Genomic DNA, 23,925 nt, shown 5'->3' with positions numbered 1-23,925 from the left:
GGCGCGCCGGCGTCACGGTCCGCCCCGGATGGGAGCCGCCCCAATGGGCGGGCCTGAACTTGGCGTGCATGGCGCTTGATGCGCGGCACGCGGCGTCGCAATTGCTCTGCATGCCGCGCTTCGTTCAACGGATTCCCGAGGGAGACGACCGGCCGCGTCAGGCCTGTGCCGACTGCGGCTTCGTCCTCTACGAGAACCCGAAGATGGTGGTCGGCAGCGTCGTCGCGCTGGAGGGCGGCCAGGTCCTGCTCTGCCGCCGGGCCATCGAGCCGCGCTCCGGCTACTGGACACTGCCCGCCGGCTACCTGGAGATGGGCGAGACCGTCGCCGAGGGTGCCGCGCGCGAGGCCTGGGAAGAGGCGCGGGCGCGGATCGCCATCGAGGACGTGCTCGCCGTCTACTCCATCGCGCGCATCGGTCAGGTCCAGGTCATCTTCCGCGCCCGCCTCGCCGAGCCCGGCTTCGCGCCGGGGCCGGAAAGCAGGGAGGTGCGCGGCTTCGCCTGGGACGACATCCCGTGGCAGGAGATCGCCTTCCCCTCCGTCCGCTGGGCCCTGCGCGCCTGGCGGGATGGGGGCGGCAAGGCACGTCCCGCCCTCCTGAACCCCGATGAGGACCGACGCGGCACCCGCCCCCTTGCGGAAGGAACCACGCTATGAGCCGCCGTTTCCGGCTGGCCGTGGGGCTGGCCTGCCTGCTCGTGGCCATGCCGGCCCGGGGCCAGGATGCGCCGCCCGCCGTCTCGCCCGCCCCTGCCGCTCCGGCCGTGCCGGCTGTCCCGGCAGCCCCGGCCGCCCCGGCGCAGCCCCAGACGACGCCGCAAACTGCGCCTGCGGCCACCCAGGCCGCGCCGGCGGCACGCCGGCCCGTCTATCGGCAGCAGCGGCGGCGCCCCGTGGCGCGGCGCGCCCCGACCCCGCGCGAGACGGCGCCGGACCAGAGCGATACCCTGAACGTGCCATCCGTGCCCATGCCGTCGCCGAACTCCACGCCCGCGCCGGTCCCCAACCGCTACATGGAGGCGCCTCGGGCCACGCCGCAGGAGGGGCCGCGCGTCTCGCCCAGCTTCATCTCCCCACGGGTGAACGAGCGGTTCGGCGGCGCCGTCGAGGGCGAGGTCTACCGGCATGACCGGATGCAGCCGGCGCCGGGTGCGCGGCTGACGGTGCCCTTCGAATACGACCGCTGACGCTCCCGCGCTTCGCCCTCGCGGTCCCGCCGCTGCCGCACGGCGCGAAGCCGCTCCGGGAAGGAGAGGCGTTTTCCGGGCGGCGATCGTCCTGCCCGCGCGGCTGATCGGGCCGGCAACGGAGCATTTCCAGGCCGAGCGCGTTCAGCGGCTCGAAAGCGCGCCGGACCAGGGGTCTGGAACGGCTTCGGGGGCCGCCGACCGGGACCTGCGGATCATGCCGGATCGTCGCGGAGCGCGCGGCCGACCTCCCAGACCGGGTCGGGCGGCGTCCACAGGGCGGGGTCGCGGATCACGTCCGCCAGCGCCCCGGCCAGCGCCGACAGGAGCCGTTCGCCCTTCTCGGCGGTCGCCGCGCGCGGGTCGCCGCGCACTCCCGTTCCCGGCGCCCGTTCGGCGAAGCTGAGCGCGCGGTCCAGGCCGGGCGGATCGGCGATCCCGCGCTCCGGGTACTCGGCCGCGATCTCGCCGGTCCGTACCTGCGCCGGGTCGATCGCCAGCCACAGGCTGGTTTCCGCCTCGCAGGCGTGGCGGATGCCGGTCTGGCGCTCCAGGATCGCCGAGACCGCGGCCGTCGCCAGCCGCGCCAGATGCGCCACCACCACCGGCATGGCGAATTCCAGCGCCAGCTCCCGCACCGAGACGGCGAGCGATTCGGCGTTGCCGCCGTGGCTGTCGACCAGCAGCAGCCGCCGGAACCCTTCCGCGCGCAGCGAGCGGCAGACGCAGCGCAGCACGGCATGGAGGGTGGCGTGGTCCAGGCTGATCGTGCCGCCGAACGGGAGATGCTCGGCGGAAAGGCCCAGCCAGAGAGGCGGCAGCACCACGGCCGGCATCCCGGCCGCCTCCCCGCCCTGCGTCCCGGCCACCAGCCCGGCCGCGCGCAGGGCGACGCTGTGGCCGATCTGGCTGTCGGTCCAGACCGGCAGGTGCGGGCCGTGCTGCTCCAGGCTCGCCACCGGCAGCACCGCCAGCGCGTCCCGCAGGGCCAGCGCCCGCAATTCCGGGGCCGTGAGCCTTTCCCAGCGGCATTCCACCACGATCTCCTCCTTGTCGCCGGCTGGCCGGCAGCCCCTGCGCCATGCGAGGCGGTCGTTAACGCTTCCCGGCCGATACTCCGCCCGTCGCGCCAGGCGGAGGACACGGCATGGATACCGGAATCGAGTGCTTGCGGGGGCCCGATCCGGACCCGGGCCTGGCGACGTCGCTGCCGGGCTGGCTCGGCGAACTCGCCGGCTGCGACAGGCTGGCGCTGCGGCAGGATGGCAGCACCTGGTCCGTGGAGGCGATGATCGATCGGCCGGCGGCGGAGCTGGACTGCCTGGGCCGCAAGGCGGCACGCCGGCTGCGGGAGCGGCTGGCCGGCCGTCATGACGACCGCGCGGAGGCCCGCGCGGTCGTCCGCTGGGGCGCGACCGGCTGCCGGCCCGTCGCCACCGTGACGCTGCGGCTGCGCAACCGCGAAGGTGCCGACGCGATGCTGTTCTACCGGCACGAGCAGGTCGACGACCGGGAGACGCTGGGCTGGCGCGGCCCGGCGCCGGGCCAGCAGGCGGAATGGCACCGGGGGCCACGCGCCGTCGGCGCGTTCCTGGCCGCCGGCCAGGGTGGCGGGTAGGGCGGATCGCCGACGGACGGGGTGCCTGCCGGGAGCCGTCCTATTCCAGCCCGACCAGAGACCGCGCGAAGTCCCGCGCATCGAAGGGGCGCAGGTCGGCGGCCTTCTCGCCGACGCCCACCATGTGCACGGGCAGGCCGAATTCCTCGGCCAGCGCCACCACCACGCCGCCCTTGGCCGAGCCGTCCAGCTTGGTGACGGCGAGGCCGGTGACGTCCACCATCTCCTTGAACACCCGGGCCTGCTGCAGGGCGTTCTGGCCGGTGGTCGAGTCCAGCACCAGCAGCACGGAATGCGGCGCGTCGGGGTCCAGCCGGCGGATCACGCGCACGATCTTGCGCAGCTCCTCCATCAGCGCCGACTTGTTGTGCAGGCGTCCGGCCGTGTCCATCAGCAGCACCTGCGCGCCTTCCGACTTGGCGCGGCTCAGCGCGTCGTAGGCGAGGCCGGCGGCGTCGGCGCCCTCCTTGGCCGGCACCACCACCGGGCAGCCGGTGCGCTCGCCCCAGATCTGGAGCTGCTCCACGGCGGCGGCGCGGAAGGTGTCGCCGGCGGCGAACATCGTGACCAGCCCCTGCTCGCGGTACTGCTGGCCGAGCTTGGCGATGGTGGTGGTCTTGCCGGTGCCGTTGACGCCGACCACCAGCACCACGTGCGGGGCGCACGCGGGGTCGAGCGGCATGGGCCGCGCCACGGGGCGCAGGATGGCGGCGATCTCGTCGGCCAGCGCCTCCTTCACCTCCTGCTCCGTCACCTCGCGGCCGAAGCGGGTGCTGCGGAAGCGCTCGACGATGCGTCGGGAGGCGGCGACGCCGAGATCGGCGGCGATCAGCGTCTCCTCCAGCTCCTCCAGCGCCTCCTCGTCCAGCCGGCGCTTCTGGAACAGGCCGGTGAGGCTCTCGGTCAGGCGCTGGGTCGAGCGGGACAGGCCCGCCTTCAGCCGGCCGAAGAAGCCGCCCCGCGCGGCGGGCTCCGGCGCCGGCGCGGGCGTGCCGAGCGTGAAGGTCGGCGCGACTGGCGGCGGGGGCGGCACGAAGGCGGCGGGCACCGGCGCCCCGGCCGCGGGGGCCGGGGCAGGCGGCGCCATGGGCGGCGGGGCCGACGGTGCCACCGGGGGGGATGCCGGGGGAAGCACGGCGGGGGGCAGGCCCGGACCGGCGTCGAGAGCGGTCGGCGGGGCGGCGAGGGGCGCCTCAGCGGGCGGGGCTCCAGGCGGCGTCCCAGGGGATGTCCCATAGGAAGTCCCAGAGGATGTCGCACCGGATGCCCCGGGGGCTTCTCCGGCGGGCCCTTCGGGTGACGTCGTCGGGGCCGGCGTCGGTTCGGCGCCGGGGAGCGGCGCCTCCTCGCGGCCCAGGATGCGGCCGAACAGGCCGCCGCGCGCGGCGGGCGGCGGCGGGTGCAGCACCCGCTCCAGCGTCGCCTCCGCCTCGCGCAGCGCCGCGGCGTCGTCGGCGGGCGGCACCAGATCGGCGCCGGGCGGCGGCTCGGGCGGGATCGGGCCGGTGATGCCGCCGGCCGGGTCGGCCTCCGGGCGCAGGGTGGGGCTCGGCGCGGTGAAGGGCGGCGGCACTGGCAGGGTGGGCGGCGCGGCCGGGACGGGCGGCCGCAGCAGCGTGGGGGGACCCTGCGGCGGCTCCGGCACCGGCGGCTGCCCGGGCGGGGTGGTGATCGGCGGCGGCTGCAGCGGCGGCGTCGGCACGGCACCCGCCGGGAGCTGCCGCTCGGGCGGCGGCTCGGGCGCCGGCTTCGGTTGGTCGCCGCGCAGGCGGCTCAGCCATTCCCTCAGCGCCATGTCACGCGGCCTCCGCCAGCAAGCCCTCGTTCTCCACGCCGAGCACGCGCAGCCGGCGCAGCTCGCCGGGGCGCGCCGCGCCGCGCACGAGGCGAAGCGGCACGAACTGCTCGGTATGGCCGCGATCCTCGCGCTCCAGCAGCACGGTCTCCTCGCGGCCGACGCGCCCCTCGTAGAGCCGGCGCGCCGCTTCCTGCCCGGCCGCGCGCAGCCGCGACGCGCGCTCGCGCCGCACGGCGACGGGCAGGGCGGGCATGCGGGCGGCCGGGGTGCCGGGGCGCTCGGAGTAGGGGAAGACGTGCAGGAAGCTCAGCCCCGCCTCCTCGACCAGCGACAGGGTCTCGGCGAAATGCGCTTCCGTCTCGGTCGGGAAGCCGGCGATGAAGTCGGCGCCGAAGGCGATCTCCGGGCGCAGCGCGCGGGCGCGGCGGACGCAGGCGAGCGCGTCGGCGCGCAGGTGGCGGCGCTTCATGCGCTTGAGGATCAGGTCGGCGCCATGCTGGAGCGAGAGGTGCAGGTGCGGCATCAGGCGCGGCTCCTCGGCGACCAGGCGCCAGAGGTCCTCGTCCATCTCCACCACGTCGAGCGAGGAGAGTCGCAGGCGCGGCAGCTCCGGTACCAGCGCCAGCAGGCGGCGGCAGAGCTGGCCGAGGCCCGGTCGCCCCGGCAGGTCCGGCCCGTAGCTGGTGATGTCGACGCCGGTCAGCACCACCTCGTTGTACCCGGCGGCGACCAGGGCGCGGGTCTGCTCCACCACGGCGCCGATGGGGACGGAGCGCGAGGGGCCGCGGCCGTAGGGGATGACGCAGAAGGTGCAGCGGTGGTCGCAGCCCTGCTGCACCTGCACGAAGGCGCGGGCGCGGCCGGCGAACTCGGTGACGAGGTGCGCCGCCGTCTCGCGCGCCGCCATGATGTCGGAGACGGGGGCCGGGGCGGCGCCGGGGGTCCAGGATTCCGGCTTCAGCTTCTCGGCGTTGCCGATCACGCGGGCGACGCCGGGCAGGGCGGCCCAGCGCTCCGGCGCGATCTGCGCGGCGCAGCCGGTGACGAGGATGCGCGCCTGCGGGTTGTCGCGGTGGGCGCGGCGGATGGCCTGGCGCGCCTGGCGCTCCGCCTCGGCGGTGACGGCGCAGGTGTTCACCACCACCGTGCCGGCGGGCTGGCCGGCGCGGGTGGCGAGGTCGCGCATCGCCTCCGACTCGTAGGTGTTGAGGCGGCAGCCGAAGGTCAGCACCTCGACCGGAGCCGGGGGAGCGGCGGGGGCGGACTCGCTCATGCCGGGTAGCCGTCGAGGTCGAGCGCGCCGGTGAAGGCCGTGGCGACGGGGCCGGTCATCAGCACGTGGCCATCGGTCTCGCGCCACTCGATCACCAGCTCGCCGCCGGGCAGCGCCACCGTGGCGCGCCGCGCGGCGAGGCCGCGGCGATGCGCGTTCACCAGCGCCGCGCAGGCACCGGAGCCGCAGGCGAGCGTCAGCCCGGCGCCGCGCTCCCAGACGGCAAGGCGCAGATGGTCGGGGGCGATCGCCTGGACGAAGCCGATGTTGGCGCGCTCGGGGAAGATCGGGTCGTGCTCCAGCGACGGGCCGATCGCCGCGAGCGGCAGCGCGTCGAGCGCCGGCACGAAGAAGGTGGCGTGCGGGTTGCCCATCGAGCAGGCGGCGGGGTCGGCGACCGGACCGCGGGAGAGGGGCAGGTGCAGCGTGTCGGCGGGGAAGGCCAGCGGCACCGACTGCCAGTCGAGCCGGGGCGGGCCCATGTCCACGGTGATGCGGCCGTCGGCGCCGCGCGTCGCCGGCAGCAGGCCGGAGACGGTGCGGATCGTGGCGCGGTCGGCGCCCGCCTCCCCGAACAGCAGGTGGGCGACGCAGCGCGTGGCGTTGCCGCAGGCGCCGGCCTCGGAGCCGTCCGGGTTCAGGATGCGCATGAAGGCCCCCGGCTCGCCGGGCGTCCCGTCGGCGGCCGGCTCCAGCACGATCAGCTGGTCGCAGCCGACGCCGTGCCGGCGGTCGGCGATGGCGGCGGCGCGGGCCGGGGTGATGCCGAGCGGCGAGCGACGACCGTCCATGATGACGAAGTCGTTGCCCAGGCCGTGCATCTTCACGAAAGGCGTCATGCCGGCGGATATGCCCTGGCGGGAGGCAGGCTCCAAGGGGGGGCGGCGCCGGGCTGTCGTGCCGGGAGAGGATGGGTGCGCCGCCTCGCCCGCCCGCGGAGGGAAGGGGCCGGGGGCGGCGCATGCGGCCGGATCGGGCACGGGCCGGGTGGCCGGAGGTCGCGCTCCGCCGCCCGGCGGCGGGAAGGCAGGCCCGGCCCGACACGCCCGTGCGCCGGGCCGGCCTCACGCGGATGGCGGGATCGTCCGGCCCGCCGCCGGGCGCGGCAGGGTCCCGACGGGCCGCGCCCACGGTTCCCGGCGCGGGGTCCGGGGCGGCGCTCCGGACGGGGCGGCGAACGCCGCCGCGGGGATCAGGCGGCGATGGCGTTCCCGGCCGGGGCGCCGCCGATGGCCGGGAAGGGGGCGACCGGCGCGGGGAAGGGCGGCATGGCGGATGCCGGGCGGGCGGCCGGGGCGCGGCCGTCGGACAGGGCGCGCGCCAGGAGCCGGGCGCGCAGCGCGTCGAGCCTCGGCCCGTCCCAGAGCGGCGGCGCGAAGGCGGTGCCGTCGTTCCAGGCGTTCCAGTCGCGCGGGCCGCGCCGGTCGAGCCATTCGCAGGGCTCGCCGGCATTGTCGAAGCGGGCGCGGTTGCCGCAGTCGAGATAGCTCTCGGTCTCGGCGCCCTCCGCCAGCACGACGGCATGGCGGTCGAGCTCGATGTTCACGTAGTCCACCGTCGCGTGGCCGGCCTCGGCCAGGATAGTGACGCCGTTCACCAGCAGCTTCGCCGGCACGAGATGGCCGTCGAGATGCAGGCAGTGGTCGGCGGAGACCAGCAGGTCGCGGTGCGGCATCCCCTCGCCGAGGGCCCCGGCGCGGATTCGCACCGGCTGCATGCAGAGCGCCTGGAGACCGTCGCGATGCTGCCGGCCGATCCAGCGGATGGGCATGGTGGCGGCCGGGCCGCCGGGGGTGACCACCTCGTCGCCGATCCGCAGCGATTCGACCGCCACCTCGCCGCGCGTGGTGAGGATGCGCGTGCCGTGCAGGAAGCAGAGGGTGGACACGATCTGCGAGGCTTCCTGGAGCAGCGTCTGCGCCTGCCGCTGCAACTCGGCCACGGCGGCCTCGTCGACCGGCTCGATGCTGAGCAGCTGCTGGATCTGGAGGGAGATCTCCTGGACCTGCTGGAGGATCTGGTTGAGCTGATCGACGGATCCGGACACGGGACCTCCTGCTGCCGCCTGCGCTCACGCACACGGTATGATGAAATCTTATAGGATTCCGGGAGCGGCGGCTGGCAACGCCGAACCCGATCACGATGACGTCACCTGCCGCGCGCGGGGCCGGCACCGGCCCGCCGGCGCGTCACGCGGGCTCCCCGGCCGCGAGGTCGCGGATCACGGTCTGCCCCACGCCCGGCACGAGGAATGCCGCCTCCGGCAGGCCGGCCGCCTGCCTCGCCGCCGCGAGTCGCCGGGCCGGTTCGTCGATCGGCTCGCGCGTCAGGCGGAAGGTGCCGAAATGCATGGCGAGCGCCGTCCGTGCCCGCACGGCCTGGAAGGCGGCGACCGACTCCTCGGGGTCCACGTGCACCGCGTCCATGAACCAGCGCGGCTCGTAGGCGCCGATCGGCAGCAGGGCCAGGCCGAACGGGCCGAGCGCCTCGCCGATCTCGGCGAGATGGGCGCCGTGGGCGGTGTCCCCGGTGAAGAGCAGGCGGCCGCCCCCGGCGGTGCTCAGCGCGAAGCCGCCCCAGAGCATGCGGTTGCGGTCGCCCAGGCCGCGCGCCGAGGCGTGGCGCATCGGCAGGTAGGTGGCGACGTGCCCGCCCGGCAGCGGCGCCGAGCGCCACCAGTCCAGTTCCACCGCCCCCGGGACGCCCTTGCGCGCGAGGTAGGCGCCGTTGCCGAGGCCCGTGACCAGCAGCGGCCGGTCGCGGGCGTGCAGCCGGCGCAGGCTCGGCAGGTCCATGTGGTCGTAGTGGTTGTGGCTGAGCAGCACCGCGTCGATCCGCGGCAGGGCCTCCAGGGCGAGGCCGGGGGCGCGGTGCCGGCGGGGGCCGTGGCGGCGGAAGGGGCTCGCCCGCTCGCTGAACATCGGGTCGGTCAGGCAGGTGAAGCCGTCCGGCAGCCGGATCAGGAAGGTGACGTGGCCGATGAAGGTGACGGCGGCATGGCCGGGCGGCACCGTGGCGGGCGGCGGCGGGAAGGGCGGATCCTCCACCCGTTCCGGCCAGGGCGTGCCGCCGCCCTCGCGCATCAGGCGCCAGACCTCGGCCAGCGAGCGCCCGGCGGGCGTCCCGTCGGGGTTGAGGAAACGCCCGTCCCGGCGTTGCGCGCCGGGACGGTGGCCGAGGCGCGCCGCCAGCGCGTCGAGGAGCGGCGTGGCCGGGCCGGGGGCGTCCGGCGCTGCCGGGGCGGGCATCGGGCTCAGCCCGGCAGCGCCACCCCGTGGCGGCCGGCGAGGTCGGTGACGAACTGCCAGGCGACGCGGCCGGAGCGGCTGCCGCGGGTCACCTGCCACTCGTTCGCCTCGCGCCGCAGCGTCTCGGGGTCGACCGCGATGCCGAGCGCCGCGACGTAGCCCGCCACCATGGCGTGGTAGGTCGGGCCGTCGCAGTTGTGGAAGCCGATCCAGAGGCCGAAGCGGTCGCTGAGCGAGACCTTCTCCTCCACCGCCTCGCCCGGGCTGATCGCGGTGCTGCGCTCGTTCTCGATCATGTCGCGCGCCATCAGGTGGCGGCGGTTGGAGGTGGCGTAGAACAGCACGTTGGCGGGCCGGCCCTCGATGCCGCCGTCCAGCACCGACTTCAGCGCCTTGTAGTCGGCGTCGTCCTTCTCGAAGGAGAGGTCGTCGCAGAACACCAGGGCGCGGCGCGGCTGCTCGCGCAGGATGTTGAGCAGGTCGGGCAGGGTGCGGATGTCCTCGCGGTGGATCTCGATCAGGGCGAGGCTGCCCGGGACCGCCTGGTTGGCGGCGGCGTGCGCCGCCTTGACCAGCGAGGACTTGCCCATGCCGCGCGCGCCCCAGAGCATCACGTTGTTGGCCGGCAGGCCGCGCGCGAAGCGCAGCGTGTTCTCGACCAGGATGTCCTTCTGCCGGTCGATGCCCTGCAGCAGCCCGATCCCCACCGCCGCGACGCGCCGCACGGGCTGCAGGCGCGGGCGCGGCGAGGGATGCCAGACGAAGGCGTCGGCGCCCTTCAGCGAGGGCGAGGCGGCCGCCGGCGGGCTGAGGCGGTCCAGCGCCTCCGCGATGCGGGTGAGGGCCGGCAGCAAGGCGTGATCCATCGGACGGCGGTTCCGGGCAGCGGTGGTTGGCAGCGACGCGTGGTATTGACGCTGGGGGGCGGGAAGCTAGGGTGCGCCGCCCTTCTCCCGCAAGTCGCAGCCCGCGGCGGCCGCCGGCGCCCGTCCCGGGCGCCCGGGGACCCGTCCCGGGCCGCCGGCGGGAAGCCGGGACGGTCAGCCGGGGCGTTTCCGGGCCGCCACCTCGGTGCCGGGCCGCGCCGGGCCGTCCCGGTCCCACCACGCGCGCGGCGCCGCGCGGGCGGACCTTCCGTCCGGCCGGCGCTGGCGGCGTGGCCACAACGCCGCCCGGCCCAAGGCCGGGCCCAGTCCACGGAGCCGGACCCCGATGTTCTCCCTCATCTCTCCCGCCTGGGCGCAGGACGGCGCCGCCACCGCCACCGGGATGCTGGCGCAGTTCCTGCCGCTGGTCCTGATCTTCGGCGTGTTCTACTTCCTGCTGATCCGCCCCCAGCAGCAGCGCGCCAAGCAGCACCGCGCGCTGCTCGCCCAGATCAAGCGCGGCGACCGCGTGATCACGGCGGGCGGCATCATCGGCACGGTGGCGCGCGTGAAGGAAGGCGCCGACGAGGTCGAGGTGGACATCGCGCCGAACGTGCGCGTCTCGGTCCTGCGCGGCACCATCAGCGACGTGCTGAAGCCGATGCCGGCGAACGATTCCACGAAGCCGACGATCGACGTCTCGAAGAGCTGATCCGCGGCGTCAGGAACGCGACGGCCCGGCGCGGATGGTCTCCGCGCCGGGCCGTTTCCGTTCCGGCGGGCCGCGCCCCAGGCGCCGCACCCCAGGCGTCGCACCCCGGACACCGCACCCCGGGCGCCGCGTCGCCGCGCCGGGGGCGGTCCCGGGGCCGGTCGGGTTCAGGCCGACTGGCCGGACTTCATGCCGCCGTTCTGCAGGAAGCCCTCGACGACCTCCCAGTTGATCAGCTTGTCCATGAAGTTCTGGAGGTAGTCGGGGCGGCGGTTGCGGAAGTCGACGTAGTAGGAGTGCTCCCACACGTCCACGCCGAGCAGCGGCGTGCCCTCGCCGGTCGCGAGCGGGTTGGAGCCGTTCGGGGTCTTGGTGATCTTGAGCTTGCCGGCCGGGTCGAGGATCAGCCAGGCCCAGCCGGAGCCGAACTGGCCGATGCCGGCCGCCTTGAACTGCTCCTTGAACTGCGCGAGCGAGCCGAAGTCCTGCTCGATCTTGGGGCCGATCTTGCCCGGCAGGCTGTCGCCGCCGCCGCCGGGCTTCATCACCTGCCAGAACAGGATGTGGTTCCAGTGCTGTCCGGCGTTGTTGAAGACCGGCGCGGCGTCGTCCTTGCCGTAGGACCCCTTGACGATCTCCTCGAGCGACTTGCCGGCGAGGCCCTTGCTCTCGACGAAGCCGTTCAGCGCGGTGACGTAGGCCTGGTGGTGCTTGCCGTGGTGCAGTTCCAGCGTCTCCTGGCACATGCCGGAGGCGGCGAGGGCGGAGGTGTCGTAGGGAAGCGGCGGCAGGCTGAAAGCCATGGTGGCTTCTCTCCCGGGGGCTGGAGGATCGGAGTCGGGCAGCGGCCACCGGACCCTTCCGGAAGCCGCGATTGACCTAGGCGGCGTGCCGGGACAGGTCAAGCAAGCGTGCCGGTTGCAACGCCGGCTTCACCCGACCCGCATCGGCGATGGCGCGCGGCGATCGGCCCGAGGGCGCCGGCATGGGCGCTTGCGCGGCCGGCATCCGCGACAGTAACGCGCGGCATGGCCGAACGTCCCGAATCTTCCGCGTCGCCGGGTGCCGTCCCGACCGGCCGCAATCCCCCCTCCCTGTCTCCCCCCTCCCTGTCGCCGCTCGGCGAGGCGGCGCGCCGGGCCGATCCGGACCGCTTCCTCTGCGCCCTGTTCGCGCCGCCCGCGAAGCGCGAGCCGCTGTTCGGCCTGATCGCCTTCAACCACGAGCTGGCGCGGGCGCGGGAGGTGGCGAGCAACCCGATGCTGGCGCTGATCCGCCTGCAGTGGTGGCGGGACGCGGTGGCGGAGGCGGCGGCGGGCGGCGGCCGGCGGCACGAGGTGGCGGGACCGGTCGGCGGCTGGATCCGCGACGGAACCCTGGATGCCGCCGATCTCGACGCGATGATCGACGCGCGCGAGGCCGAGGCGGACGAGGCGATCCCGTCGCGCGAGGCTTTCGCCGCCTATCTGCGTGGCACCTCCGGCGGGCTGGCCGTGGCGTCCGGGCGGCTGCTCGGCGCGTCCGGGGGCGCCCTGGCGGGCCTGCAGGCGCTGGGCGCCGCTTACGGCCTGGCGGGCGTGCTGCGCAGCGTCGCGGCGCTGGCCGGGCAGGGGCGCTGCCTGCTGCCCGCCGACGCGCTGGCGGAGCACGGCACCACGACGGAGGCGGTGCTGCGGGATCCGCATGCCGCCCCCGTGGCGGCGACCATCCGCGACCTCGCCGCGCTGGGCGGAGGCTGGCTCGACCAGGGGCGCGCGGCGGGCATTCCTCGATTCGCTATCGCCGCGGCGCTGCCCGGGGTATTGGCAAGGCGGGACCTCGCGCGACTGCGGCGGGTAGCCGCAGGTCGTGTTGCTACCGGCATCGCGCGGCGAGGGATTGCGGATCGCTTGGCTGTCACAGCCCATGGGTTGCGCGGCAAGGTATGAACACACCTCGAGGCTGGGTTCGGGCCGTGGCCGGCAAGCTTACCGAGCGCACAATTTCGTGATTCGGCGATCATCCGTCTAGAATGACAGTCCGTTTACGGAAGAAGATCAAAATCTGAGCGCGGTCATCCAAAAAGAATGAACCCGCATGAACAAAGCGGGCTTCAGAGGAGCTTGGAGATGCTGGAAGCCGTTCAACACCTGTCCCGGAGTATCGCGGCGCCTCTCCCGGGCACGGGGGAACGGTCGTTCCTGCGCAGCTTCCCCACCCGGCCGATGCGCCTGCGCCCCCCGATGGGCGGAATGGCGACGCGGGCCTTCGGGCTGGCGGGCGTCCTGTCCTGCCTCGCCGTCATGGCGCTCGCGGGGCAGGCCCTGATTCCGGCCCTGGCCACCGATTTCGCGATCCGGGAGACCGCGGTGCAGATCGGCGAGGGGCGGGTCGTCGAGGGGCAGTGCAAGCCGCGACTGGGCCTGGTCGATTGCCGGACGTCAATCCGCTATCAGGTGGATCGCGGCGGAAGGGAATTCAGCCGCGACTTGCACTACCTCTTCACGGACGTGAATTTCGGCGGCCACGCCGCCACCGTCCTCGCCGACCCCACCCGGCCCGAGCTCGGCACCACCGACCTGGCCCTCGACACCCTCTGGAACCGTGCCCTGACCCTCGCCGTGATCGCGGTGGCGCTGCTGGCGGGCCTGGTCGGCAGCGCGCGGCTGCTGCTGGGCGGCGGGCTCTGGCAGACCGCGCGCCGCGAGCTGGACGGCAAGGTGCTGGTGCCCGTGCCGGTGCGCCTGTCGGGCACCCAGAAGGGCGCCTGGATCATCCACCACAAGGATGCCGGCGGCCGGGTGCGGAGCGGCATCTGGCCGGCGAGCAAGGCCCAGCCCCTGTGGCTCGGCGGCAAGACCATCCTGGCCGTGATGCCGGCCGGCGGCGGCCGCGCCGTGCCGATGGATTCCGCCCTGTCCTGGCTCGACCTGACGGAGGAGGAGCGGCGCCAGGTGCTGGCCGAGGCGCTGCGCCCGGAGCCCCTGCTGCCCGACGGGCTGCGCCCCAGCGAGGCGCTGCGCCCGGCGGCCTGAGACGAGTGACGGAATTGCCCGGCCTCTCCCGCAAAGGGGGCTTCGCCCCTTCGCGGGCTCTGGGGCAGAGCCCCGGATGGGGCAGCGAACGCCATCGTGAGCATGAGAACGACCCGGGCCTTCCGGAAGGCACCGGGCGCGCTCTCCGGACGGTCAGGCCCGGCGCCGCTGCCTGACCGGGGCTTCCAGGGGGGCTTCCAGGGGCGCCTCCGGTGGCGCTTCCGGGACCGCCGCGATGCGGCCACCGGCATCGGCCGCCGGGGCCAGCAGCGGCGCCAGGAAGCGGCCGGTATGGCTCTCCGGCGCCGCCGCCACCTGCTCCGGCGTGCCTTCCGCGACGATCCGCCCGCCGCCCTCGCCGCCCTCGGGGCCGAGGTCGAGGATCCAGTCGGCGGTCTTGATGACCTCCAGGTTGTGCTCGATCACCACCACCGTGTTGCCCTGCTTGACCAGCGCGTGCAGCACCTCCAGCAGCTTGCGCACATCCTCGAAGTGCAGCCCGGTGGTCGGCTCGTCGAGGATGTAGAGGGTGCGGCCGGTGGCGCGGCGGGAGAGCTCCTTGGCCAGCTTGATGCGCTGCGCCTCGCCGCCCGAGAGCGTCGTCGCCTGCTGGCCGAGATGGATGTAGCCGAGCCCCACCTCGCTCAGCATCCGGAGCTTGTCGCGGATGGCGGGGACGGCGGAGAAGAACTCCGCCCCCTCGTCCACCGTCATCTCCAGCACGTCGGCGATGGACTTGCCGCGGAACTTCACCTCCAGCGTCTCGCGGTTGTAGCGCTTGCCCTTGCACGCGTCGCAGGTGACGTAGACGTCGGGCAGGAAGTGCATCTCGATCTTGATGACGCCGTCGCCCTGGCACGCCTCGCAGCGGCCGCCCTTGACGTTGAAGGAGAAGCGGCCCGGCTTGTAGCCGCGCGCCCGTGAGTCGGGCAGCTCGGCGAACCAGTCGCGGATCGGCGCGAACAGGCCGGTATAGGTGGCGGGGTTGGAGCGCGGCGTGCGGCCGATCGGCGACTGGTCGATGTCGATGATCTTGTCGAGGTGCTCCAGCCCCTCGATGCGGTCGTGCGGGGCGGGGATGGTGCCGGCGCCCATCAGCTTGCGCGCCGTCGCCTTGTAGAGCGTCTCGATCACCAGCGTGGACTTGCCGCCGCCGGAGACGCCGGTGACGCAGGTGAAGGTGCCGAGCGGGATCGCGGCCGAGACGTCCTTGAGGTTGTTGCCGCGCGCGCCGACGACGCGGAGCTGGCGCTCCGGATCGGGGGCGCGCCGCTCGGCCGGCACCTCGATGCGGCGGCGGCCGGAGAGGTAGGCGCCGGTGAGGCTGTCCGGGTGGCGCGCCACCTCCTCCGGCGTGCCCTGGGCGATGACGCGGCCGCCGCCGGCGCCGGCCGCCGGGCCGATGTCCACGAGGTGGTCGGCGGCGCGGATCGCGTCCTCGTCGTGCTCGACCACCAGCACCGTGTTGCCGAGGTCGCGCAGCCGGCGCAGCGTGGTCAGCAGGCGCTCGTTGTCGCGCTGGTGCAGGCCGATCGAGGGCTCGTCCAGCACGTAGAGCACGCCGGTCAGGCCCGAGCCGATCTGCGAGGCGAGGCGGATGCGCTGGCTCTCGCCGCCCGAGAGGGTAGCGGAGGACCGGCCGAGCGAGAGGTAGTCGAGCCCGACATCGACCAGGAATTGCAGCCGGTCGGTAATCTCCTTGAGGATGCGCCGGGCGATCTCCTGGCGCTGCGGCGTCAGCGTCGGCATCACGCCCTGGAACCAGCCGAGCGCCTTGCGGATGGAGAGGTCCGAGGCCGCGCCGATATGGCTGCCCGCCACCTTCACCGCCAGCGCCTCCGGCTTGAGCCGGGCGCCGTGGCAGGCCTCGCAGGGCTTGTCGGCGCGGTAGCGGTTGAGGTCCTCGCGCACCCAGGGATTGTCGGCCTCGCGGTAGCGCCGGTCGAGGTTGGGCAGCACGCCCTCGAAGGACTTCTTCACGTCGTAGGCGCGCAGTCCGTCCTTGTAGCGCAGGGTGACGACCTCCGTGCCGGTGCCGTGCAGGATCGCCTTCTGCACGTTGCGCGGCAGCTCGCCCCAGGGGGTGGTCATGCGCACCTTGTAGTGGCGCGCCAGGCTCTCCAGCGTCTGGTCGTAGTAGGGCGAGGAGGCGCCGCCGGCCCAGGCGGCGACGGCGCCCTCGGCAAGCGGACGGCCCTCGTCCGGCACCACCAGCCTTGCGTCGAAGAAGCTCTGGATGCCCAACCCGTCGCAGACCGGGCAGGCGCCCTGCGGCGAGTTGAAGGAGAAGAGGCGGGGCTCGATCTCCTCGATGGTGAAGCCGGATTCCGGGCAGGCGAAGCGCGAGGAGAAGACGGTGCGGGCCGCGTCATCCGCGCCTTCGGCATAGGCGATGCCGTCGGAGAGGGAGAGGGCGGTCTCGAAGCTGTCGGCGAGCCGGGACTGGATGCCGTCGCGCACCACCACGCGGTCCACCACCGCCTCGATGTCGTGCTTGAACTTCTTGTCGAGCTTCGGGGCCTCCTCGACGCGGTAGAGCTTGCCGTCGATCTTCACCCGCTCGAAGCCGCGCCGCTGGATCTCGGCCAGCTCCTTGCGGAACTCGCCCTTCTTGCCGCGCGCGATCGGGGCGAGCAGCAGCAGCCGCGTGCCCTCGGGCATGGCCAGCACGCGGTCCACCATCTGGCTCACCGTCTGCGCCTCGATCGGCAGGCCGGTGGCCGGGGAGTAGGGCACGCCGACCCGCGCCCAGAGCAGGCGCATGTAGTCGTGGATCTCGGTGACGGTGCCGACCGTGGAGCGCGGGTTGTGCGAGGTGGTCTTCTGCTCGATGGAGATGGCCGGCGACAGCCCCTCGATGCTGTCCACGTCCGGCTTCTGCATGAGCTGGAGGAATTGCCGGGCGTAGGCCGAGAGGCTCTCGACGTAGCGGCGCTGTCCCTCGGCGTAGATGGTGTCGAAGGCGAGGGAGGACTTGCCCGAGCCCGAGAGGCCGGTGATGACGGTCAGCGTGTCGCGCGGGAGGTCGAGGTCGAGCGACTTCAGGTTGTGCTGGCGGGCCCCGCGCACGCGGATCAGCCCGGCGCCGGTGGCGGCGGGGCGGTCGGGGGAGGGGCCTTTGGACGGGCCGAGCTGCGCCATGCCGGGGGGCACTCCGGGGGTTTCGTTCACGTTGCGTTCTTGCGCGGGAAGGGTTCTGCCATCATATTGGGACGAACGGAAGCGGATACCGCCCTGTTGCCCGCCGGGCTGTTCACGGGGGCGGCATGGCGGCTATGGTCCGGGCGCGGGGCGCCTCCTCAACCGGCGCCGCAACCGATTCCCGGGGGCCCGTACCGGCCTTCCGCCTCCACGGGCCCGTCCCGTCGGCCGTCAGGGGCCGGCGCGGCGGCGCCCGGCAACGACGATTCCAGACGAGGGTGCGCGGGCATGGCCGGCAGCGTCAACAAGGTGATCCTGGTGGGCAATCTGGGCCGCGACCCGGAGGCCCGGAACATGCAGAACGGGTCCAAGGTCGTCACCTTCTCCGTCGCGACCAGCGAGAGCTGGAACGACCGCGCCTCCGGCGAGCGCAAGGAGAAGACGCAGTGGCACCGCATCGCGATCTTCAACGAGAAGCTCGGTGAGATCGCCGAGAAGTACCTGCGCAAGGGATCGAGCGTCTACATCGAGGGCCAGATCGAGTCCCGCAAGTACACCGACAAGGACGGCAACGAGCGCGAGACCACCGAGATCGTGATCGGCCGCTTCAAGGGCGAGCTGACGCTGCTCGGCGGCCGCGGCGAGGGCGGCGGGGGTGGCGGCGGCTACGGTGACGGCGGCTACGGCGGTGGCGGCGGTGCTGGCGGTGGCGGCTATGGCGGGGGTGGCGGAGGCGGCAGCCGCTCCGGCGGCGGTGCCTCGCGCGGCGGCGCCGGGGGCGGCTCGCGCGGCGGCGGCGGCGGTGGCTGGGACAGGCCGAAGGGCGGCGGCGACCTGGACGACGAGATCCCGTTCTGAACGGCCGGCCCGTTCCCCCCGCGCGGGGGAACGGGCCGCGCGCTTCAGCCGGTCGTGCTCACGGCAGCACGCGGAAGCTGATGCGGCGGTTGCGGAAGCGGCCATCGGCGGTCTCGTTGCTCGCCGCCGGCTCCTCGCTGCCATAGCCCCTGGCCGTGAGCATCGCCTCCGGCACGCCGTCGCGCACCAGCGCGGCGACCACCGCTTCCGCCCGGCGCTCCGACAATTGCCGGTTCAGCGCCGCGTCGCCGGTGCTGTCGGTGTGGCCGCCCACCTCGATGCGCGTGCCCGCCGGAAGCTGTCGCAGCCGCTCGGCGGCGGCGGCGAGCAGGGCGCGGGCGCCTTCGGGAACCTCGGCACTGGCCGTGTCGAAGTTGATGATCGCCCGATCAAGGACCGCCGAGATGGCGGCCGCCGTGGTGTCCTGCGGCAGCGTGCCGAGCGCCGCGACGGCCTGCCGGCCGGAGGCCTCGACCATCTCGCCCTCGTCCGGCATGGGCCCGACCCGTAGCGCGCCGCCGACCAGCGCGCGCAGCGCGGCGATCACCCGGTCCCGCTCGGCCGGCGGCGCGTCGCCGCCCACGGCCACGGTGTCCCCTTCGAGCAGCAGACTCACGCCCACCTGCCTCGCTTCGGCCAGCAGGCGCTGGAGGCGCGGCAGCCAGGCGGGGGGCGCCGCCGCCGGGTCCACGGTGATGTCGCCGCGCGGCGCGCCGCCGCCGAACGCCTCGCGCAGGGCGGCGAGCACGGCGTCGCGGGTGCCGGCGTCCGGCACCGTGCCGGAGACCGCGATGCCGTCGGCGCCCTGCTCCACGGCGAGGCGGGACGGCGGCGCCGGGATGCCGGGCGCGCTCGTCGTCGCCGCTGGCGGCGCGGCCGTTGTCGCCGCTGGCGGCGCGGCCGTTGTCGCCGCTGGCGGCGCGGTCGTTGTCGGGGCGGGAGAGGGGGCGGCCGGCGGCGGGGCCGCCGCCTGCTCCGTGGCCGTGGGCGGGGCGGCGGACAGCCGGCTCTCCGTCGCGAACGGCGACGCCGGCGTGGCGGGCGAGGCTGGCGGCGGGGCCGAGGCGGTCCGCGTCGGCTCCTCGCCGCGGCCGGCGAACCAGTACCAGAGCCCGCCCAGCACCAGCAGCGCGGCCACCAGCGGCAGGGCCCAGCGGCCGGCGCCGCCCGCCGCGGCCGTGGTGGTTGCGGCCGTGGTGGCGGACGCCGCCGTGCCGGCCGTACCACCCAGGAAGGCGGCGGCGGCCGGGGGCAGGAACGCCGGCACCACGCGGTCCGGCGTCAGCAGCCCGACCAGCTTCGGCAGCGCGTAGGCGAGCGCCTCGGCGGTCCGCTCCGCCGTCAGCCCGGCCTCCCGCGCGATGCCGTCGATTCCATCCCCGAAGGCGGCCCGCGCCTGTGGCGCGGTGATGGCCGGGGCGTCCGGACGGCCGAGCCAGCCCGGCACCAGCGCGTCGAGGCCGGCGGCCCGGACCTCGTCCAGGAAGCCTGCCAGCCCACCCTGGTGGCCCTCGATGGTGCGCAGCACGGCCCGCAGCAGCGGCGCCGCCCGGCCGCCGAGGCCGACATGCGTTTCCAGTTCGTCGATCAGCGTGTCGAACAGCGCCATGCGGCCTGCCTCCCGTCGGCGTCGTAACCGTGCCTGGTGATACGCCTTGCCAACGGAGCGTGGCGCAAGGGGTTCCGCCGATGGCCGGCCAGGAGCATGTCGGGGAGCGTGTCGGGGAGCACGTCGGCGCCCGCCGTCGGACGGTAGGCGGACGACCGATTTCGACACGAAGTTCGCTGTCCGTTCCGGTGTTCTCGTTTACTTGCGGGGCGTCCACGCCTACATGCAGTGCTCCGCGACCGACCCGACCGGACCCGTGCGCGACCGGCCCCGGGCGGGGCATCCTCCGACGAACCGAGAGCTGGATCCTGCATCGTGAGTGACACCACCGAGGGCCCCGGCGGCGAACGCCCCGACGGGACGCGACCCGACGAGACGCGGCCGGTCGCCCTCGAGGAGGAGATGCGCCGCTCCTACCTCGACTACGCGATGAGCGTGATCGTCTCGCGCGCCCTGCCGGATGCGCGGGACGGGCTGAAGCCGGTGCACCGGCGCATCCTGTTCTCGATGCACGAGAGCGGCTTCAGCCACGACAAGCCGCACCGCAAGTCCGCCCGCATCACCGGCGACGTGATGGGCAAGTACCACCCGCACGGCGACGCCGCGATCTACGACGCGCTGGTGCGCATGGCGCAGCCCTTCTCGCTGCGCGTGCCGCTGATCGACGGGCAGGGCAATTTCGGCTCCGTCGACGGCGATCCGCCGGCGGCGATGCGCTACACCGAATCCCGTCTCGCCCGTGCCGCCACGGCGCTGCTGGAGGGGATCGACGAGGACACGGTCGACTTCCAGCCGAATTACGACGAGAGCGCCGAGGAGCCGCGCGTCCTGCCGGCCGCCTTCCCCAACCTGCTGGTGAACGGCGCCAACGGCATCGCCGTCGGCATGGCGACCAACATCCCGACGCACAACCCGGGCGAGGTGATCGACGCGACCCTGGCGCTGATCGAGGACCGCGACACCACGCTGGAGCAGCTGCTGGAGATCATCCCCGGGCCGGACTTCCCGACCGGCGGGCTGATCCTCGGCCGCGCCGGCATCCGCCAGGCCTTCGAGACCGGGCGCGGCTCCGTGCCGCTGCGCGCCAAGGCGGATCTGGAGGAGATGCGCGGCAACCGCACCGCCATCGTGGTCACCGAGATCCCCTACCAGGTGAACAAGTCGAGCCTGCTGGAGCGCATCGCCGAGCTGGTGCGCGCCAAGCAGATCGAGGGCATCTCCGACCTGCGCGACGAGAGCGACCGCGACGGCATGCGGATCGTGATCGAGCTGAAGCGGGACGCGACGCCGGAGGTGGTGCTGAACCACCTCTACCGCTACACCCAGCTCCAGACCTCCTTCGCCGTCAACATGCTGGCCCTGCACGAGGGCCGGCCGCGGCAGATGGGGCTGAAGGACGCGCTGCTCGCCTTCATCGGCTTCCGCGAGGAGGTGATCCTCCGCCGCTCGCGCTTCCGGCTGAACAAGGCGCGCGAGCGCGGCCACCTGCTGATCGGCCTCGCCATCGCCGTCGCCAATATCGACGAGGTGATCCGGCTGATCCGCCAGAGCCCGGACGCGGTCGCAGCGCGCCTCGCGCTGATGGCGCGCGACTGGCCGGCGGGCGACGTGGGCGCGCTGCTGGCGCTGATCCAGGACGAGGGCAACGTCGTCTCGCCTGAGGGCACGGTGCGGCTGACCGAGGCGCAGGCGCGCGGCATCCTGGAGCTGCGCCTCCAGCGCCTGACCGGCCTCGAGCGCGACAAGATCGACGCCGAGCTGAACGAGGTGGGCGAGCGCATCCGCGACCTGCTCGACATCCTCGGCTCGCATGTCCGCCGCATGGAGCTGATGGCCGAGGAGCTGCGCGCGGTGCGCGGCCAGATCGCCAGCCCGCGCCAGACCGTGATCGTGGACGGCGTCGCCGACCAGGACGACGAGAGCCTGATCGAGCCCGGGCTGATGGTCGTCACCCTCACCCGCGACGGCTACGTCAAGCGCACGCCGCTCGAGACTTTCCGCGCCCAGCACCGCGGCGGCCGCGGCCGCTCGGCGGCGCAGACGCGGCAGGACGACGTGGTGGTGCGCAGCTTCAACGCGCACACCCACCAGTGGGTGCTGTTCTTCACCTCGCGCGGCATCGCCTTCCGCGAGAAGGTGTGGAAGCTGCCCGAGGCCGGGCCGCAGGGCAGGGGGCGCTCGCTGCGCCAGCTCCTCCAATTGCAGGAGAGCGAGGCGGTGACGGCGGTGCTGCCGCTGCCGCAGGACGAATCCCTCTGGGAGAACCTGCACCTCGTCTTCGCGACGGCGCTGGGCAACGTGCGCCGCAACCGGCTTTCCGACTTCCGCAACGTGCGCGCCTCCGGGCTGATCGCGATGAAGCTCGACGAGGGGGACAGGCTGATCGGCGTGCAGACCTGCCGCGAGGGCGACGACGTGCTGCTCGGCACGCGGCTCGGCCGCGCCATCCGCTTCGTGGCCGATGCCGACACGCTGCGCGTCTTCGCCGGCCGCGATTCGACCGGCGTGCGCGGCATCCGGCTGCTGAACGACGACGCGGTGATCGCGCTCTCCGTGCTGCGCCACGTGGACGCCTCCACCGAGGAGCGCGCCGCCTATCTGCGCAGCGCCGGCCAGCGCCGGCGCAACGGCGCGGAGACGAACGGCGCGGAGACGAACAGCGCGACCGAGGCGGAGGCGAACGGCGCGGAGGAGGCCGAGGTGGCCCCCACCGAGGACGATGCCGAGGTCGCCGCCGAGGTGGCGCTGCCGCCGGAGCGCCTGGCCGAGATGGAGGCGGCCGAGGAGATCCTGCTCACCGTCACCGATGCCGGCTTCGGCAAGCGTTCCTCCGCCTACGAGTACCGCGTCACCGGCCGTGGCGGGCAGGGCATCACCGGCATCACGCTGAGCCGGCGCACCGGCCGGGAGGTGGTCGCGACCTTCCCGGTGCGCCCCGGCGACGACGTGATGCTGGTCACCGACGGGGGTGGTTTGATACGTCTGCCGGCCGATCAGGTGCGAATCACCGGGCGGCAGTCCATGGGTGTCACGCTGCTGCGCCTCAAGGCGGGCGAACGGGTGACGAGCTGCTTCCCCGTGGTCGACGAGCAGGGCGAGGGGGAAGCGTCCAATGGCTGAGAGGGTCGGTCTCTATCCCGGCACCTTCGATCCCGTCACCAACGGGCATCTCGACGTGATCGGCCGCGCCGCGCGGCTGCTCGACCGGCTGGTGGTCGGCGTCGCCATCAACATCGGCAAGGGGCCGCTCTTCCCGCTGGAGGAGCGCGCCGAGCTGGTGCGGGCCGAGACCGAGGCGATCGCGCGCCGCTGCGGCACGGTGATCGAGGTCGCGCCCTTCGAGGGGCTGCTGGTCGACTTCGCCCGCGAGCGCGGCGCGCAGATGATCGTGCGCGGCCTGCGCGCCGTCTCCGACTACGACTACGAGGTGCAGATGGCCGGCATGAACCGCCGCCTGGACCCGGAGATCGAGACCATCTTCCTGATGGCCAGCGAGACGAACCAGTTCATCTCCTCGCGCTTCGTCAAGGAGATCGCGCGGCTCGGCGGCGACGTCTCGACCTTCGTGCCGGCCCTGACGCTGGAGCGGACCCTGGCGCGGGTGCGCGGCGGCGGCTGAGGCCGGCCGTCCGCCATCCCGTCGCATCGACCGGGGGGCGATTCCACCCCGTCCGGAAATGCTCTAGAGCGTCTGCCCGAGGTTCCACGGGCATCTTCACCCGGCCGGCCGGTTCCAGGCCGGCCGGGGCCTGCTCTGGAGCCGGCCTCGCCTGACCGCCTCGGGCGAAAGCCGCGGGCGCGCACGCCCTGCCGTGCCGCCGACACCCGTCCCCCCGGGCCGCCCCTCGCGACCCCTGCGGGGGGATCGCAGCGAAGGACCACACGGCCTTGGATCGACGCAGCTTCCTCGCAACCCTAGCCGCCACGGGAATCGCCATGAGCGACGAGACGCCAGCCTCCGCCCAGACCACGACGGATCCGGAGAACACCCTCCTGATGGATCTGAAGGATGGCCGCGTGACCATCCAGCTCCTGCCCGACGTGGCGCCCAAGCACGTGGAGCGGGTCAAGACCCTGGCGCGCCAGGGCTTCTACGACAACACGCCGTTCCACCGGGTGATCGAGGGCTTCATGGCCCAGGGCGGCGACCCGACCGGCACCGGCACCGGCGGCAGCCCGCTGCCCGACCTGCCCGCCGAGTTCACCACCAAGTACCGCTTCATCCGCGGCGTGGTGGGGGCGGCGCGCACCCAGAACCCGAACAGCGCGAACAGCCAGTTCTTCATCATGTTCGCCCCGGCGCCGAGCCTGGACGGCCAGTACACCATCTGGGGCCGGGTCGTCTCCGGCATGGACGTGGTGGACAAGATCAAGCGCGGCCAGGGCGGCAACGGCCAGGTCCGCGATCCGGACCGCATCAAGCGTCTGCGCGTCGCCGCCGACGTGCGCGACTGATCCGGCCCGGGGCCGCCGGCGGGGCCGATGCCCGGCCGGCGGCCCCGCTCGGGGATGCCCACGGCGCTCCCGCCCGTGGCGAACGGGCCCTGAACGATCGAAACGATTTCGGAGCGATGCCGCCGGGCAGGAGCGGTTGGGATG

Annotated in this window: 20 protein-coding genes; 10 read left to right on the top strand and 10 right to left on the bottom strand. The window is 74.1% G+C overall.

Features of this window, described 5'->3' with window-relative positions; genetic code table 11:
* Positions 1-68: 68 nt before the first annotated feature.
* A complete protein-coding gene (locus M0638_RS05200; RefSeq protein ID WP_248665901.1) occupies positions 69-659 on the top strand; it encodes an NUDIX hydrolase in 591 nt (196 codons plus the stop codon).
* Positions 656-1,189: a hypothetical protein gene (locus M0638_RS05195; RefSeq protein WP_248665900.1), complete on the top strand. Its 534-nt coding sequence runs from the start codon at positions 656-658 to the stop codon at positions 1,187-1,189. The genes M0638_RS05200 and M0638_RS05195 overlap by 4 nt, the downstream gene beginning before the upstream one ends.
* Before the next feature lie 215 nt (positions 1,190-1,404).
* On the opposite strand, the gene M0638_RS05190 is transcribed toward M0638_RS05195, so the two are convergent.
* A complete protein-coding gene (locus tag M0638_RS05190; RefSeq protein ID WP_248665899.1) occupies positions 1,405-2,229 on the bottom strand; it encodes a creatininase family protein in 825 nt (274 codons plus the stop codon).
* Positions 2,230-2,336: 107 nt separating this feature from the next.
* Between M0638_RS05190 and M0638_RS05185 the strand changes: the two genes are divergently transcribed.
* Positions 2,337-2,807 carry a hypothetical protein gene (locus tag M0638_RS05185; protein WP_248665898.1) on the top strand — a complete coding sequence of 157 codons (471 nt, stop codon included), beginning with the start codon at positions 2,337-2,339 and terminating at the stop codon, positions 2,805-2,807.
* Between the two features lie 40 nt (positions 2,808-2,847).
* Here the strand turns inward: M0638_RS05185 and ftsY are convergent, their stop codons facing one another.
* From ftsY to M0638_RS05155, 6 genes are all read right to left on the bottom strand, one after another.
* Positions 2,848-3,894 (bottom strand): signal recognition particle-docking protein FtsY, encoded by a 1,047-nt coding sequence (gene ftsY, locus M0638_RS05180; RefSeq protein WP_248665918.1) that lies wholly within the window; start codon positions 3,892-3,894, stop codon positions 2,848-2,850.
* Between the two features lie 709 nt (positions 3,895-4,603).
* Complete coding sequence (gene mtaB / locus M0638_RS05175) at positions 4,604-5,878, bottom strand: tRNA (N(6)-L-threonylcarbamoyladenosine(37)-C(2))-methylthiotransferase MtaB (RefSeq protein WP_248665897.1); 1,275 nt, start codon at positions 5,876-5,878, stop codon at positions 4,604-4,606.
* Positions 5,875-6,717 (bottom strand): diaminopimelate epimerase, encoded by an 843-nt coding sequence (gene dapF / locus M0638_RS05170; RefSeq protein WP_248665896.1) that lies wholly within the window; start codon positions 6,715-6,717, stop codon positions 5,875-5,877. Before dapF ends, mtaB begins: the two co-directional genes overlap by 4 nt.
* Positions 6,718-7,070: 353 nt before the next feature.
* Positions 7,071-7,925 carry a Hint domain-containing protein gene (locus M0638_RS05165; protein WP_248665895.1) on the bottom strand — a complete coding sequence of 285 codons (855 nt, stop codon included), beginning with the start codon at positions 7,923-7,925 and terminating at the stop codon, positions 7,071-7,073.
* A 142-nt stretch (positions 7,926-8,067) separates the two neighbouring features.
* Positions 8,068-9,126: an MBL fold metallo-hydrolase gene (locus tag M0638_RS05160; RefSeq protein WP_248665894.1), complete on the bottom strand. Its 1,059-nt coding sequence runs from the start codon at positions 9,124-9,126 to the stop codon at positions 8,068-8,070.
* A gap of 5 nt (positions 9,127-9,131) precedes the next feature.
* Positions 9,132-9,992, bottom strand: a complete 861-nt coding sequence (locus tag M0638_RS05155; RefSeq protein ID WP_248665893.1) for an ATP-binding protein — start codon at positions 9,990-9,992, stop codon at positions 9,132-9,134.
* A gap of 346 nt (positions 9,993-10,338) precedes the next feature.
* Between M0638_RS05155 and yajC the strand changes: the two genes are divergently transcribed.
* Positions 10,339-10,704 carry a preprotein translocase subunit YajC gene (yajC, locus tag M0638_RS05150; protein WP_248665892.1) on the top strand — a complete coding sequence of 122 codons (366 nt, stop codon included), beginning with the start codon at positions 10,339-10,341 and terminating at the stop codon, positions 10,702-10,704.
* Between the two features lie 167 nt (positions 10,705-10,871).
* On the opposite strand, the gene M0638_RS05145 is transcribed toward yajC, so the two are convergent.
* Positions 10,872-11,507, bottom strand: a complete 636-nt coding sequence (locus tag M0638_RS05145; protein WP_248665891.1) for a superoxide dismutase — start codon at positions 11,505-11,507, stop codon at positions 10,872-10,874.
* A 225-nt stretch (positions 11,508-11,732) separates the two neighbouring features.
* On the opposite strand from M0638_RS05145, the gene M0638_RS05140 reads away from it, so the two are divergent.
* Together M0638_RS05140 and M0638_RS05135 are read left to right on the top strand one after the other, a co-directional pair.
* On the top strand, positions 11,733-12,632 hold the full coding sequence (locus M0638_RS05140) for a squalene/phytoene synthase family protein (RefSeq protein ID WP_248665890.1): 900 nt from the start codon (positions 11,733-11,735) through the stop codon (positions 12,630-12,632).
* 303 nt (positions 12,633-12,935) lie between these two features.
* The gene (locus tag M0638_RS05135; protein WP_248665889.1) at positions 12,936-13,718 is read left to right on the top strand and encodes a hypothetical protein; all 783 of its coding nucleotides are present in this window, start codon (positions 12,936-12,938) and stop codon (positions 13,716-13,718) included.
* Between the two features lie 153 nt (positions 13,719-13,871).
* On the opposite strand, the gene uvrA is transcribed toward M0638_RS05135, so the two are convergent.
* Complete coding sequence (gene uvrA, locus M0638_RS05130; protein WP_248665917.1) at positions 13,872-16,859, bottom strand: excinuclease ABC subunit UvrA; 2,988 nt, start codon at positions 16,857-16,859, stop codon at positions 13,872-13,874.
* A 288-nt stretch (positions 16,860-17,147) separates the two neighbouring features.
* Between uvrA and ssb the strand changes: the two genes are divergently transcribed.
* Positions 17,148-17,717 carry a single-stranded DNA-binding protein gene (ssb, locus tag M0638_RS05125; protein ID WP_248665888.1) on the top strand — a complete coding sequence of 190 codons (570 nt, stop codon included), beginning with the start codon at positions 17,148-17,150 and terminating at the stop codon, positions 17,715-17,717.
* Positions 17,718-17,775: 58 nt separating this feature from the next.
* Here the strand turns inward: ssb and M0638_RS05120 are convergent, their stop codons facing one another.
* Positions 17,776-19,326 carry an OmpA family protein gene (locus tag M0638_RS05120; protein ID WP_248665887.1) on the bottom strand — a complete coding sequence of 517 codons (1,551 nt, stop codon included), beginning with the start codon at positions 19,324-19,326 and terminating at the stop codon, positions 17,776-17,778.
* A gap of 315 nt (positions 19,327-19,641) precedes the next feature.
* Between M0638_RS05120 and gyrA the strand changes: the two genes are divergently transcribed.
* The 3 genes from gyrA to M0638_RS05105 all read left to right on the top strand — a co-directional run bounded on the left by gyrA (position 19,642) and on the right by M0638_RS05105 (position 23,781).
* Positions 19,642-22,446: a DNA gyrase subunit A gene (gyrA, locus tag M0638_RS05115; RefSeq protein ID WP_345892993.1), complete on the top strand. Its 2,805-nt coding sequence runs from the start codon at positions 19,642-19,644 to the stop codon at positions 22,444-22,446.
* Positions 22,439-22,945, top strand: coding sequence for a pantetheine-phosphate adenylyltransferase (gene coaD, locus M0638_RS05110; protein WP_248665886.1), 507 nt, complete (start codon positions 22,439-22,441; stop codon positions 22,943-22,945). The genes gyrA and coaD overlap by 8 nt, the downstream gene beginning before the upstream one ends.
* A 317-nt stretch (positions 22,946-23,262) precedes the next feature.
* Positions 23,263-23,781 (top strand): peptidylprolyl isomerase, encoded by a 519-nt coding sequence (locus M0638_RS05105; RefSeq protein ID WP_248665885.1) that lies wholly within the window; start codon positions 23,263-23,265, stop codon positions 23,779-23,781.
* Positions 23,782-23,925: the final 144 nt, after the last annotated feature.

The sequence above is a fragment of the Roseomonas acroporae genome (assembly GCF_023223525.1).
In the GTDB taxonomy this organism is placed as follows: Bacteria; Pseudomonadota; Alphaproteobacteria; order Acetobacterales; family Acetobacteraceae; genus Roseomonas_E; species Roseomonas_E acroporae.
This window is presented reverse-complemented; position numbering and strand designations above follow the sequence as displayed.